The sequence below is a fragment of the Paenibacillus sp. FSL K6-1318 genome, from assembly GCF_037976905.1.
GTDB classification, from domain to species: Bacteria; Bacillota; Bacilli; order Paenibacillales; family Paenibacillaceae; genus Paenibacillus; species Paenibacillus amylolyticus_A.
The window spans coordinates 3,413,614-3,427,879 of record NZ_CP150270.1 but is presented as its reverse complement, the minus strand read 5'-3'; the positions used below and the strand labels follow the sequence as shown (position 1 = coordinate 3,427,879).

At 45.0% G+C, this 14,266-nt stretch carries 10 protein-coding genes; 5 read left to right on the top strand and 5 right to left on the bottom strand.

Features of this window, described 5'->3' with window-relative positions; genetic code table 11:
- Nucleotides 1-119 precede the first annotated feature (119 nt).
- The 3 genes from NYE45_RS15135 to NYE45_RS15125 all read left to right on the top strand — a co-directional run bounded on the left by NYE45_RS15135 (nucleotide 120) and on the right by NYE45_RS15125 (nucleotide 4,371).
- A complete protein-coding gene (locus NYE45_RS15135) occupies nucleotides 120-1,610 on the top strand; it encodes a PLP-dependent aminotransferase family protein (protein ID WP_340012936.1) in 1,491 nt (496 codons plus the stop codon).
- A gap of 60 nt (nucleotides 1,611-1,670) precedes the next feature.
- Entirely contained in the window at nucleotides 1,671-3,692 is a 2,022-nt protein-coding gene (locus NYE45_RS15130) for an ATP-dependent DNA helicase (protein ID WP_340012935.1), read from the top strand.
- Nucleotides 3,693-3,843: 151 nt separating this feature from the next.
- The gene (locus tag NYE45_RS15125) at nucleotides 3,844-4,371 is read left to right on the top strand and encodes a DinB family protein (protein WP_340012934.1); all 528 of its coding nucleotides are present in this window, start codon (nucleotides 3,844-3,846) and stop codon (nucleotides 4,369-4,371) included.
- Between the two features lie 66 nt (nucleotides 4,372-4,437).
- Here NYE45_RS15125 and NYE45_RS15120 read toward each other — a convergent pair whose 3' ends face one another.
- The 5 genes from NYE45_RS15120 to NYE45_RS15100 all read right to left on the bottom strand — a co-directional run bounded on the left by NYE45_RS15120 (nucleotide 4,438) and on the right by NYE45_RS15100 (nucleotide 10,784).
- The gene (locus NYE45_RS15120) at nucleotides 4,438-5,391 is read right to left on the bottom strand and encodes a family 43 glycosylhydrolase (RefSeq protein WP_340012933.1); all 954 of its coding nucleotides are present in this window, start codon (nucleotides 5,389-5,391) and stop codon (nucleotides 4,438-4,440) included.
- Nucleotides 5,372-7,090, bottom strand: coding sequence for a discoidin domain-containing protein (locus NYE45_RS15115; protein WP_340012931.1), 1,719 nt, complete (start codon nucleotides 7,088-7,090; stop codon nucleotides 5,372-5,374). The genes NYE45_RS15120 and NYE45_RS15115 overlap by 20 nt, the downstream gene beginning before the upstream one ends.
- Before the next feature lie 71 nt (nucleotides 7,091-7,161).
- Entirely contained in the window at nucleotides 7,162-8,847 is a 1,686-nt protein-coding gene (locus NYE45_RS15110) for a hypothetical protein (protein ID WP_340012930.1), read from the bottom strand.
- A gap of 254 nt (nucleotides 8,848-9,101) precedes the next feature.
- Entirely contained in the window at nucleotides 9,102-9,971 is an 870-nt protein-coding gene (locus NYE45_RS15105) for a carbohydrate ABC transporter permease (protein WP_047843039.1), read from the bottom strand.
- Nucleotides 9,972-9,989: 18 nt separating this feature from the next.
- Nucleotides 9,990-10,784 carry an ABC transporter permease subunit gene (locus NYE45_RS15100; protein WP_240768014.1) on the bottom strand — a complete coding sequence of 265 codons (795 nt, stop codon included), beginning with the start codon at nucleotides 10,782-10,784 and terminating at the stop codon, nucleotides 9,990-9,992.
- Between the two features lie 425 nt (nucleotides 10,785-11,209).
- On the opposite strand from NYE45_RS15100, the gene NYE45_RS15095 reads away from it, so the two are divergent.
- Both NYE45_RS15095 and NYE45_RS15090 read left to right on the top strand, forming a co-directional pair.
- Nucleotides 11,210-12,901, top strand: coding sequence for a histidine kinase (locus NYE45_RS15095; RefSeq protein ID WP_340012929.1), 1,692 nt, complete (start codon nucleotides 11,210-11,212; stop codon nucleotides 12,899-12,901).
- Nucleotides 12,901-14,250 carry a response regulator gene (locus NYE45_RS15090; RefSeq protein WP_340012928.1) on the top strand — a complete coding sequence of 450 codons (1,350 nt, stop codon included), beginning with the start codon at nucleotides 12,901-12,903 and terminating at the stop codon, nucleotides 14,248-14,250. Before NYE45_RS15095 ends, NYE45_RS15090 begins: the two co-directional genes overlap by 1 nt.
- The last annotated feature ends 16 nt before the right edge of the window (nucleotides 14,251-14,266 follow it).

Here is a 14,266-nt window from a genome sequence, read left to right as displayed (position 1 = left end):
TTTTCAATAAAGGCATCGCTCTAAACTATGATTTAGTATAAAATGAGAATGGTCAACTAAAAAGATCCAATAATTTCGGTTTTTATTGTACCACTTCAATTATAACTTCTGGAGGGCATATGCAATTTCATGTAGCTTACAGTTCATATCTGAACCGAAAATATACCAAGATGAAGGCTCTCTATCATGCCATTCGTGATGCTATTCATGAAGGTAATCTTATACATGGCGAGAAGTTACCCTCGACTAGAGAGTTGGCCTCGACATATCACATTTCCAGAGGAACCGTGAATCAGGTCTATGATACGTTGACTGCTCAAGGTTACATTCAATCAGAGCATGGAAGAGGAACCTTTGTTGCGTATCAGTTGGATTTAAGCAATGATGCGTCCACCGTGAAAGCTTGTAACCATCACTTATCAGCCTGGGGAAATCGTATTCAGCAGTTTGAACAGCAGACAACTCAAAGAAATGCACCAACCAATGCCCCAACACATGATTCCAGAATGGATCGCGACGAAGTGATCGACTTTAGCAAATACCAACCTGATTTATCCAAATTCCCTTACGATGAATGGAATAATCGATTGTATGCAGAGATACGGCAGCGTGAGCATCACCTGGAAACAACCTCTGCGATGGTTACTTCAACCGGGGATCCGAGATTGAGAGAAGCCATTGCTGCTTACCTTCGAAGAATGCGGGGAATTCAAGTCGATCCGGATCATATTGCAGTGACTGCAGGCTCCATGCAAGCTATAGCTCTTCTCACTCAATTACTTGCAGATCCTGGGGATCATGTCGTGACGGAAAGCCCTTGTTATGTCGGGATTTCTAAAGCCATTTTGGCTGCGGGTGCACAGTTGATTGAAGCCAATCTCGATGGTCAGGGCGTTGTGCCCCAAGACTGGGAAGCGCGTATGTTGTTTGTCACGCCGTCACGACAGTTTCCCACTGGCGAAATGCTCAGCCTTGAACGCAGACAAACCTTGCTGGACTGGGCACATCGTCATGATGCCATGATTGTCGAGGATGATTATGATAGTGAATTCCGATATCGCGGAATGCATGTTGAACCCCTGAAAACACTTGATAAAGCAGGACGTGTAATCTACCTGGGCAGCTTTACGAAAACCTTGCCTTTTGAAGTTAGGCTTGGTTTTGTGGTGCTTCCTCCTACCTTGGCAGATACCTTTAGAAAGGCACAGGCATTATACGAGCCAAGACCCGTCAACCTGATCGAACAACGGGCATTAGCTGCATTCATGACAAGCGGTCAATATGAGCGTCATCTGCGCAGGATGAATCGATTATACAGTCGCAAATTCGATCTGTTACTCAAACTTTTGAACAAGCAACTTTCTACATGGTTTGATTGGGTGGAGAATGAAGCGGGTCTGCACGTGTTTGGCTGGTGGCGAGGTAATGTGTCCACGTATGAGGCCTTTCGGGCATCGGCTAAGTCACAAGGTGTGGTATACTCAGAAGTCAGCAGTTCAACGTCAGTTGGTACGAAATATGGTATCTATTTATCTTTTGCACATTTGTCAGATGAACAGTTACAGGAAGGCGTATCCAGATTAAAAAATGCCGTCACAGCCTCATTGTGAGGTACATCGTCTCCAAAATATAGTACAAGAAGATCATCATTCGGAAGAGGGGCGATCGTTATGAATTGGTTAAATGAACTCTATAAAATAAATAAGCAGGAACCGAACAAGGAAATCGAACGTTCTTTGGTTAACGCCATCTTCCGAATTTATGACCGATTCCCCCGAATTGGTCTTAGAGAGCGGATCGGACAGCAAGAGATGTCTCTCGATATAGCCGATGCTTATATCCATGGACATAATGCCATGATTGAAGCTGGTGTCGGAATCGGTAAGTCTTTTGCATACCTGATCCCAAGTCTGCTCACGAATCAAATGTCTCAGAAACCAGTCATTATAGCTACTTCCTCCATTCAGCTTTCGGAACAGATACATAAAGATTTAAGGATCATTGGAAGCAGATTGGGATTCACAACGGTTCGTTCCGTCGTGGGCAAAGGCATGGGCCAGTATGCCTGCCGAAGCAGGGCAGTGGAATTGATCAGTCCTGATGATGCAAACTCCTCCGTGTCTACCCTCGCCCAGCGCATATTAGATTATGAAATTGATGAAAGAGCCGATATTAAGGCTGGAATTAGTGATGCCGAATGGTCCCACGTTTCCGTGAATGATTGCACATTTGAACGTTGCCATCATAAAAATGCATGTTTGTTCTACGATATGAGAGCGAAATTAAATGCAAAAGCTCACGAGATTGATTTTATTATCGTGAACCAGGATCTGCTCATACGGGATTTGATGAAGAAAAAAGAAGGTACCAAGAGCATTATCTCGGAACAGCCTGCTCTGATCGTCATTGATGAAGCGCATAATTTGGAAGCAAAAGTTCGGGATGCCAGAACACTTGAGTTCACTTATCGGGGAATCTGCCGCATTCTGGATACCACGGTGCAGCTTCTCACGAAGCAGTCTGGGGATAGAAGTCTCTTCTCACAATCCAAGTTCATCAAAAACTGCGCTGAGCGCATCTTCAAACAGGTAAACGCGGATCTGCTCCACCATGCCAAGCAGGATAACGACCGAATCAAAGTGTCGGAGATCAAAGGAATACCGTTGAACCAAGTCTTAAACGATTTGAAAGATTTCAGTCTACGCCTTTCCATTTTGACTTCTCGCCACGAGCGGGAGATTGATGACGCTTTTGAGGCCATCAACGGGCTTATTACTCTCATTCGTGTCTTATCTGAACTGGAGGACAACTATCTCTTATGGGCAAGCAGTCCCCTTGGAGTGGCCACGATCAGCATCTGTCCCAAAGACATAAGCCAATTTCTGAAATACGCTTTATTTAATGGCAAGGCACCTGTAATCCTGACGTCGGCAACGCTGTGCCAAGGCGGGGATACATTGGAGGAAGAATACTCTTATTTGACGCGCTCCCTGGGTTATAAGGGGGATTTTATGGATCGCAAATCCTCCCCTTTTGACTACACCAACCATGCCATGATGTACATCTCGAATAAAGTTCCCTATTACCACCATGACCAGCGCGAAAACTATCTTGAAGCAGCTTATAAGGAAATGGTTCAACTCTGTAATTTAACTCACGGAAGAACAATCGTCCTTTTTTCAGCAAAGGAGGACATGAAGTACATTCACAAGAAGTTGATTTCAGAGGTTAAGGAATATTCATGGGCAGTCCATGTTCAAAAAGAGGGATCATCACAGGACAGTGTCATCGCCGAATTCAGGAAAAGCAAAGGAGTACTTCTGGGTACCGGTGTATTCTGGGAAGGCGTGAATATTGAGGGTCCTGACCTGTCTCAGGTCATTATTTTCCGTCTGCCCTTCCCTGTTCCATCGGATCCTGTTTATGAATATAAGGCATCTGTAACGGAGAATTCGTTCATGGAGGTGTTTGTACCGGACATGCTTCTTCGGTTACGGCAAGGAACGGGTCGTTTGATTCGTAGTGAAACGGACCTCGGCCTACTCAGCATACTTGACTCCCGTCTCAGCGCAGCGGCTAAAAAGAGTTACCGGGAACAGGTGCTGAACACGTTACCGTTCAAAAAAGTGACAGAGGATTTTGCGGTTTTGGAGAAATTCGTCCAAAATAAAGGAATACGACGTACGGATTAGAAGTGGTACAACCAAACGCTATAAACTTCTCAAATCACATGAAACGGCCCTTCCGCCAATCAAGCGGAGGGGCCAATGTTAATGCTGAAAGCAAGATATATGCTACAATATATTCCAGAGTTTTGTTTTGAATCCCAAAGGAGGCATTTACATGGTTGAAAGACCAACTACAGATGAATATGCAGTTTATTATGAAGGCTACATCAAGCTTGTTCCTGATGGGAACATCATCGAACGCTTAGAACTGCAAGCCAACATCGTACCCACTTTGCTCTCTTCATTGACCGAGGAGCAAGCAAATTATCGTTACGCTGAAGGCAAATGGAGCGTGAAAGAGGTCATCGGCCACCTTTTGGATAACGAACGCATCATGAGCAGCCGATTGCTTCGCATCGCCAGAGGCGACCAAGCGAATCATCCCGGCTACGATCAGGACGTGCTTATGCAGACCCACCCTTTCAATGCATATACCCTGGCCGATTTGAGTGAAGAATATGCCGTCACACGCCGCTCAACCATCCTTATGCTCCGTCGCCTCACGCCGGAAGCTTGGCTCAGTAGAGGGATCGTCAGTGATAATCCTGCTTCAGCTCGATCAATCGCCTTTGTTATGGCTGGACATGAGCTCCACCATTTATCAGTACTTCGCGATCGCTATTCGTTAGATTTGAAATTATAAAATTCATTCAAAAAGACTTTGAACCTACATTCTCAGCAGGATCAAAGTCTTTTCTCATCAGCTACTTCATCGTTCAAAATGAATCAAATGTGTATCCTCTCCCAAAGATAACGTGGAATAATGATTCAGAATCGGAATGTCCCCATTGAACTCAATGGGTAGTACCACATAGCTGGACTGAAAGTAATCCGAACCGTTCCAGCGATCCGAAAAGTACAGGTACTCCTCCTCTGATCGCTTCAGCACAAACGCTGGTTGCGTTCGATATGTCGTTTCATCGCCAAAATCGCTGAGCATCCCCCATGGACCATCCATCATATTAGCCATCGCGTACTTGCCTTGATTGGGAGCCCAACCCGTGCAAAATGAGGTCACCATATAATACTTCCCGTTCCGCTTGAAGACGGCTGGCGCTTCTCGATACTCCCCCTGCCATAGCTTTCCGACAAGGCTTTCGACATTAAGGTAATCCTCCTGCAGACGATAGATGTGAAGATCCGCATTGTCTCTTGCAGCCGAAATAAAATAAGCCGTCCCATCATCATCCTGAAAGAGTGTGCAGTCACGCGACATGTAACCATATGGATTAAAGCTGCCATGATAAACGAAATCGCTATCCGGAGAATCAGATGTGGCAATGACGCATGCGGCATCGTTGTAATGGTTACCATTCTCATAGTGAACCCAGAGGACGAACTTCTTTGTCACCATGTTGAACAGCACTTTAGGCCGTTCAAGATTCACCTTTCCACCTTTATCGTTCACTAACGCCAGATTCGTCCTGACTCGAATGGGTGTAGCTGGCGTTGAAGTCGTCAGGATATGGTTCCGAAACTCCCAGTTGAATAGATCTTTGGAACGGTAACAACTCACATATATATCCTCTCTACGATCTTCACCATACCAGTAATAATAATCGTCATAAAACAACATATGTCCACCATGGGCATGGATTGGATTACCACTTGAATCATTCCAGATGCCACCATTGGTTAATTGATTATTCTGCGCTTGTTCCAAATATCTTCACCTCCCATAGCCTTGGCGTGTACCAATTGTTAGGGTTGTTATGAAGTGCCGCATTTTGCATATTAATTCGTACATACCTGGCAGCAGTGCTCGATAGTGTATCTGAAGTGAAACCGTACGATGTATTGTTGGTTCGATCCAATGCCACGGTCCAGTTTACATTATCCGTACTGGTCTCAATTTTGTATTTGTAGAATCCTTCAGAGCCTTTTTGCATCCACCAGGAGATTTGCACATTATTCAATTGTTGAACAGAGCCGAGGTCGACCTTCCACCAATGTGGCCAGGAGCTGCCTGTGCCGATCCATTCGGTTTGATAGTTACCATCATTAGCATAACTTGCCGGGTTCGTTCCGGAGGCCGTTTGTGCTGTTGCAGGTTTACCTTGTGACAGCAGTTTTCCATTCTGAACGGGAACAACGACATCATCGCTCGTGTTGTACAGCACTTGATCAAAATAATCATAAAATGCGTAACCATCGGAGAACCAAACGGGAAGCAGTCGTTCCTCCGTTGTCCCATTTTGCGTACCTGCCCAGCCGAACATCCAGCGATACGCAACCATAACGACGTTGTTGCCCGTATCCGGCTTCACCCGCATGACGGAACCCGACTGCGCCGAGAAGGTTGACGTGTTGCCAATCGTCCGTAATTCAGACCAATCGCCGTCTATGCTTGTTGCCGAAGAATACAAAGGTATACTCGGATACCAACCTGCCGCTTGGGAAGAGAACAAATAATAAATGCCATCTTTTTTGATCATCTTGGGCAGTTCTCTGTGTTGACCTTGATATATAACAGAAACTTGATGATCCACATCCAGCCAATCGGAGGTTAACTTATACAAAATCGTATCTGAATTATTATTAGCCGTAGAGATCAGATAAGCCGAATCATCATCATCTTTGAAAATGGAGATATCCCGAGATTGGTTCCCTTCCGGCCGAAAGCTTTTGTGAAAGGTAAAGTCTTCTCCAGGCGTGGCTGAAGCCACCGATACCCTGGCAAGTGTGTAGTCTGTACTGTTTTCATAGTGAGCCCAAAAAACAAACTTATTCGTTGGCGCATGGTAGAGGATATTGATCCCCTCAAATTTAGAATTCGCCAGATCGGGATGATCCGTGTAGGAAAGGACCACTTTGTCGTTACCATAGGTGATGTCATCCGTTGACGTCTGTTGAATCATTTCGCCAAAACCGCCTGATGACTTTTGCACGAAATTGAATCTGTAGTAGGTGTCTCCAACTTTAAGTTCATTCGGGAGCATGAGCGTAGATTGCGTTGTGTTGTCAAAAGTGGTGAGGTTCTCTGGAAGGCTGTAGGGGGTATATTCTGGCGAAACAGCGGAGGTTAACAAGGAAGTTCCGCCATATGCCTTCACTTGATATTTGTACGTGCTACCTATGTTGAGGTCATAATCATCCGTCGTAGTACCGGTTAGGGTCTGTAATAAATGATAGGGCTCATTGTTCTCGGATCTATACAATTCGTATGCAGTTGCTCCCTGCACAGGTGCCCAATGGATTTTGGCATTGGATACTTCGGATTCATTTTTCAATACAAACAGTGTTGCAGCAATATGGGTCTCTTCACTTGCAGCAGCGTGAACGGTTTGAGTTGAAGATGTTAAATGAACTGTTAACAACATCAATGCAATGACGATAGCCATCCACGATTTACCTTTGATCATGTCTCATCATCTCCTTTTTTAGAGGACCAACCTTCCTTTTGCCAGAAGGCTGGTCCAGGTGAAATTTGACTTTATTTCAAATTCATCAGTGTCATTACATCGGTCTCACTAGCTTGGTTGTACCAATCGTTAACTTCTTGGATTACGGTGTCTCCACCTTTTTCGTGCCACTGTTGGACAAAGGTATCAAATGCTTCAAGCGGCTCATTGCCATATATGATTTTGGTAAAAGTCTCTTGTTCCATGGTGGTCAACTGTTCCCACACATTTTGCATTGTCGGCGTTGGTGGACCGTTGAACTCATTTGGCAGTAAAACATCCCTGTTTTCATACGAAATCCGATATCCATCCTGCGTCGTTTGATCCTTTGAAGCGCTTTGAATGAGGACGCCCGTATCGGCTTCGACACCATTCGCCAGATCGAAGTAAGATTGGCCGGGACCGTCCACGCTCGGTGTGTTTTTGGTAAATGCCATTTTCCCAACGCCTTGCACAGCCTCTAATGGTGTATTGAATTTCGTTGGATCAAAAGTGACTTCATCGTTGACGATATCGTAATCATATCCCTGAGCGTAGCCGAATTTGAAATCTCCCGTGCTGAACGCCGCATCGTACATTTTATCGTAGTACAGGAAGAAGGCTTCCATGTTCTGAAAGTCCTTGTTAAACATGAACACCCCATCGTTCAACTGGGCGGACTGATAGGTCTTATCGCCGTTCACGCCTTGAATGGTCGGATAAGCACTAATTTTCGCACCCTCTACATTTTTCTCCACGTCTTTCACACTGTCGTATAACCAAGGACGACCAATGATAATGCCCGCTTTCCCCTCCGTAAAATCAGACAGTGCGTCCCATGCGCCCTGGGTGGCCAATTCTTTGTTTAAGTAGCCTTCCGCATACCAATCGCGTAACTTGGCCAGTGCCTCTTTGTTGCCATCAGCCACAGATCCATAAGTAAGTTTGCCGTTCTCGTTATACCATTGCCTTGGAAGGTGCTTGCCCGTGTATGCGCTGAATATCATGACCGGATCGCTGACCCAGCCCGTATTGTAGGAGTCTTTCCCCGAAAATGTAAAGCCGTATGTGTCTTTCTTGCCATTCCCATCCGGGTCCTCATTGCTGAACGCCGCGATAACTTGCTCAAACTCTTCAATCGTTGTTGGCGCTTTCAAATTTAATTTGTCCAACCAGTCCTGGCGAATCAGCATGACTTCGCCTTCCGTCAGATTCGGCGCAATCGCCATCCCGTAGACCTTGCCCTCCCTAACTACTGGATTGAAGGTGGTCGGGTATTGTTTGTATATTTCTTTTATCCGGTCAGGCATGTAGGTTGAGATGTCTTCCGTTATCTCCTTGACCTGCCCCGACTCGATCAGATCATTGACCAGCATGGTATCATAGACGGGCAGAACGTCGGGCAGCTTCTCGGAACCTGTCAGTGCCAGCCGCAGCTTGGTATTATATTGTGAAGCATCACCTCCCAGCAGGGTGGTTTGGATTTTGATACCCAGGTTCTGTTCGCCCCAACGGGTCAACACATTGTCATTCAACGTCTCACCATTGATATACTTTCCAGCATTCTCATCCTGTTGTTTGGCGATGGTGATCGTAAATGGCGGATCATATTTTCCATCCTTAAGCACCGATGCCGGTGCGGTCTCGGAAGCGCTCTCCCCTTTGCTACAGCCAGCCACTAGAATAGCCGACAGCATAACCATACTTGCCATTTTCCATAAATCGTTTCTTTTCTTCATGGAAACATGCCCCCTTCACTCATACTTAATTTGTTTTCTATATAAGTTCAACTAATTGCATATTTACACTGGCACTCCGATGACAGAACAACCTTCCGATCGCTGTTATTCCCAGAATTTTTGATTCACTTTTACAAAGGTGAAATTCTGGTAATAAAGGCGAACGCTCCGCTTCTTCAGGCTTTTTCTGTCCTCTCCGTTATCGTGTAAATGTTTAGTTGAACATATAGTGATCCAATTTTTCGTCACATCAACTATTCTTTGACGGCTCCTAGTACAATCCCCTTCACGAAATATCGTTGTAAAAATGGATAGACCAAAATGATCGGGAGCGTGCTTACAAAAATTTGAGCTGCCTTGATGCTCTGTTCAGACATGGCTGCCACCTCAGACTGGCTCATCGCCATATTTTGCATGTTGCTCTGTACAACAACAGTCTGTAGGAACGAAGCCAACGGATACTTGCTCGCATCGGACATGTACAATATCCCGTCAAACCAGGAATTCCAGTGCCCCACCATAATGAATAAAGATACGGTCGCGATGCCAGGCAGAGATAATGGTAAATATATTTTGCTGAGGATTACGAAAAAGGACGCCCCGTCAATGAATGCCGCTTCTTCCAGGGCTTTGGGAATCGTTTTGAAGAAATTGACGAGAAGAATCAAATTATAAGCTCCGAAAGCTCCCGGCAGCACAAGGGCCCAAATCGTATCCTTTAATCCAAGGGCGGTGATCAATATGTAAGAAGGTATCAATCCCCCCGAGAAAAGCATGGTAAAGATAAAAAACCACATGAGCACGTTGCGTCCCCGGAATTCTTTGGATAAGGCATATCCTGCGCAGGTAAGGATAAACATGCTGATGGTCGTACCCAAAACGGTCCGAGTGATGGATGTCAGCATGGCACCGTTGAAGTTGGAATTATTGAACGTTTTGATATAGGCATCCACGTTGAACCCGACCGGCCAAAATGAAACCATATTACCGCTAATGGCCGCTTTGCTGCTGAGCGATTGCGCGAGCAGATGAAGCAGTGGAAGAAAACACGCCAGACCCGCCAGTATCATGAATGCGTAATTAAAATAGGAGAATACTCTATAGCCTGTCGTCTTATGGTACATGATCCCTCTCCCTCCTTGTTAGAATATTTTGTAATTGGCATATTTATAGGCCAGCCTGTAGGAGACAACGATCAAGATCAAGCTGATTCCCGATTTAAACAGTCCTACTGCGGTCCCGAAGCCGTATTGCCCGTTTAACAAGGATGAACGGTAGACATAGGTATCAATGATATCTCCTGTACTGTAGACAAGCGGATTGTACAGATTGAAGACCTGATCAAAGCCCGCATCCAGAATATTGCCCAGACTCAGTGTAGAAATGACGATAATCATAGGCAACATGCTAGGCAAGGTAACGTATCGAATTTGCTGTCGGCGTGTGGCGCCATCGATCTCGGCCGCTTCGTAATAAGAAGGATTAATCCCAGCAATGGTGGCCAGATAAACAATCATGCCGAAGCCAAAGCTTTTCCACACGTCGCTGATTACAACCGTGAATCGAAACAGATCAGGATCACCCAGGAAGTAAATGGGATCGTTCCCGAAAATCCGTGTCAAGATGTGATTGATTCCTCCGTCTAATCCGAGAATGTCGATCATCAACCCCGCGACCGTAACCCAGGACAAGAAGTGCGGCAGATACACCAGTGTCTGAACACTTTTCTTAATGCCCATATTTCGGATCTCGCTCAGCAGAATAGCCATGACGATCGGAACGATAATACCGACGATAATTTTGGAAACGGCGATAATCAGCGTATTAATGATTGCTTGTGTGGCTTCTTTGTACTGGAAAATCCGTTCGAAATTATCTAATCCGATCCACCGTGAACCTGTGATGCCCAGCCATGGTTTGTAGTCCTGAAATGCCATGAGCAAACCTACCATCGGGCCGTAAGAAAAGATGCAGACAAACACAAAAGCGGGAATACACAGTACATACAAAGGCCAGCTTTTCTTGAGTTCCTTTTTGAATGAAGTTCGCTGGGGAAGCTTTGTTTTTGTTTTTTTTGCGGATCTGGCGGGCACGATCTCGTTAATGTTGCATACCTCCTCTATGATGGCTCTTCGAAAGCGATCCTTGAAGATAAGCTTAACAAAAGCGCTCTCACTCCAAAATGCCAAAATTTCAAGATTATCACCCCACGCTGAACCATTTTAAAACCGCTTTCATTTATCGCGGATGCTGCCCTTCCGCTTTTCGAAGGTTTGGCTTATATTAAAGTTAATCCGATATGGATTTTAAACTTCTACGTTTCGCGATATGAAAGGAAACGCATATGATCAGAAAAATGTATATGAAGCGATTCATCTATTTCTTTGTTTTTTTTCTGCTGCTGACGTTGAGTTTGTTTTTCGTGATGAACCGATTGAGCTCCAAAACACTTGAAGAAAATCTGATCAGCGCTTCCAAAAACCAGCTTGATTATGTGAAAGGCATTCTAGACGGGATTATATACGAGGCTAATATGTACGGGGTTCAGTATGCAGCTGACAGTGATGTGCGGTTCTATCAGAGGTATGTTATCGAGCTGAGCAATTACGATTCCCAAATGAAAAAAAACGATATCGTGGATCGCTTGCGGCAAACGCTCCTTTCCAGTCGATCCATTGAATCGATCGGCATTTACTGGAAGACTGAAGAAGCGTTTCTCTCCACGAACAATACGCAGGAGGCAAGACTTCCGTTCAAGGATGTTCATGAGCGGGGATGGCAAATCGTCGGTAACAGCTTGTATTACTTTGCCCTCTACCCTTACATCCAGAAATCAGGACAAAATGAACCGACTCAGTACGTGGTTGGTGTAAAGCTGAATACCGATTATTTAAAAAGCCTGCTGAAAAAGGCTGTAAATAACGACAGCTCGAACGCTTTTTTTCTCTTTGACCCCCAGCAGTTATGGAGTGAGAAAGAAATCGACACCGATCTATTGAAAGCGGTTACTGAAATGATTTCGCCCCAGCCAGAAGTCACTTTAAAATACGATTATCATACCAATTCGGATGACTACTATGTTCTTTCGCGATATATTGAATCGATCGACGGCTACCTGATTACATATACACAGACGAACGATTTTTTGCAACCGCTTGACCGCAATCGCAAAGTGTTCTTTGCCAGCATTTTAGCCGTGTTCACGCTTGGTCTGGTTGTGATCTTTACGTTTTATCGGAACTACTACCGTAATCTCCGTTTGTTGGAGAGAAAGTTTTCACAGGTCGAGCAAGGCAATCACAACACGCGGATTACCGAGAATACGGGCAAAGAGTTTTACAGCCTGTTCAGAAGTTTTAACCATATGGTTACCGAAATCCAGGATCTGTTCGTATCCTTGAAGACTGAAACGGAACTGAGACGAGGTGCGGAACTTCAACAACTTCAAGCTCAGATTAACCCTCATTTTTTATACAACAGTTTGTTTTTCATCATGTCGGTGGCTCAGTTTTCACCTGATTCTGTCATGCGCATGAGCAAGCATCTAGCTGAATATTATCGTTATTTAACCAAATTGGACCGGCATGAAGTCACGCTGGAAAGCGAACTCCAATTTGCAGAACATTTCCTGATTATTATGGCTCTCAGCAAAAAAATGGAGTACAGCATTAATCTGCCGCCAGAACTGGCCTCCCTTCCCCTCATGCCGCTGATCATCCAGCCCGTGGTTGAAAATGCAATTCAACATGGAATTGAAGGACAACAAGGTGCCCATCGGGTGACGATCGATGTCAAACAGACGGAAGCTGCGATAACGATCAAGGTATCCGATGACGGCAAAGGTCTGTCGCTGGATGATATCCGCAGCCTGGAGGCTCGGCTTGAGAGCGATACCCCGCCTGAAGGAGTTAAAGGCGTAGGGCTCTGGAATGTAAATCGGCGTCTGAAAAATACGTACGGCGAACGTAGCGGGCTACATTTTGCTACGAATGATTGGGGCGGCTTGTCCGTCTTGCTGCTCATCAGCATACCCGAGGTGAAAGGAGATAACTAATGCGATTATTAATTGTGGATGACGGACATTATGTCGTTGAGTATATGAAGCACTTGCTCGATTGGAAAACCTTCGGCATTCATCAGATCGAGACGATGACCAATTCGATTGAAGCCCGGGACATGTTGACTCAAAACCATATCGATATTCTGATCACTGACATACGAATGCCCGAGGTGTCGGGTATTGATCTGCTTCAACATATCCACCAACATAGCTTGCCAACCAAAGTCATCATCCTTTCCGGCTATTCCGAGTTCGAGTATGCACAGCAAGGAATCCGTTTAGGTGCGCTTGACTATCTGCTCAAACCTGTAGACAAAGATGATGTGGAGAAAGCCATGTCTAAAGCCATCAAGAATATTACAAAGACACGGCCCGCTCAACCTATCGCATGGGAGAACTTTGATGGATTGGGGTATCTGCTTTCGCTGCTAGGTCAAAACGAGACAATAAGAAAGCAATATGATTCTTATACTGATTTTTTAGGGGAACACCGTTTTTGCTACTTCAAGCTGGAGGGTTTCACACAAGAACATGAGGATGTTATAAAACGTGATGTCGCAGACAAATTAGATTGTCTCGTTTGGGCTGCTGGTACCCGACTGGTCGCTCTTGTTCCGGAAGAAGTTGCTGGGGAACTGACTATCCAACTGGAGCAATCGGTCGTGTCGCCTCCCTTTTTATTGACTGACCGAAACGTGACCCGGCAGATGTTCTACAGGTTCTTCCTTAATGAGGATGTACACTCAGAAGATTTTATTAGCATATTCAACCATTCTCCATCATGCGGTGATTGGGAGTCGGCGGGAAATATCATTAAAAAATATGATCAGATCCATCTCCGAAAGCAAAAAATAATCTTTCTCATGGAAACCATTCTATATGTATATCTGGCGGATAAGGATCACGATACCTCTGAAACCGTAGATTGGATGTTCAATCAGTTAGAGCAACCTGATGAACTGTGGTCAACTCTCATGGATCGGGTCATTCGGATCAGAAACAACAAACAGATGTCCATCCAAACTATCGTCGAGAAAGTGCAAACGTATATCGAAGACCATCTGTCACATGGTCTTAGTCTGGATGAGTTGGGGAAAGTCGCACATCTACATCCCGTTTACTTTTCCAAACTGTTTAAACAAGAGACGGGCGAAAATGTGTCAAATTACATTTCTAAGAAAAGGCTGGAGAAAGCTTCTCAACTGCTTCAAGATTCGGAACTCCGTGTCAACGATATAGCACAAATGGTCGGTTACAGAAAAAATCAGTATTTTATCCAGTTGTTCAAAGTGGAATACGGGGTTACGCCCTACCAGTATCGCAGAAATATGATTCACAAATAGTGCTATAAAACTAAAT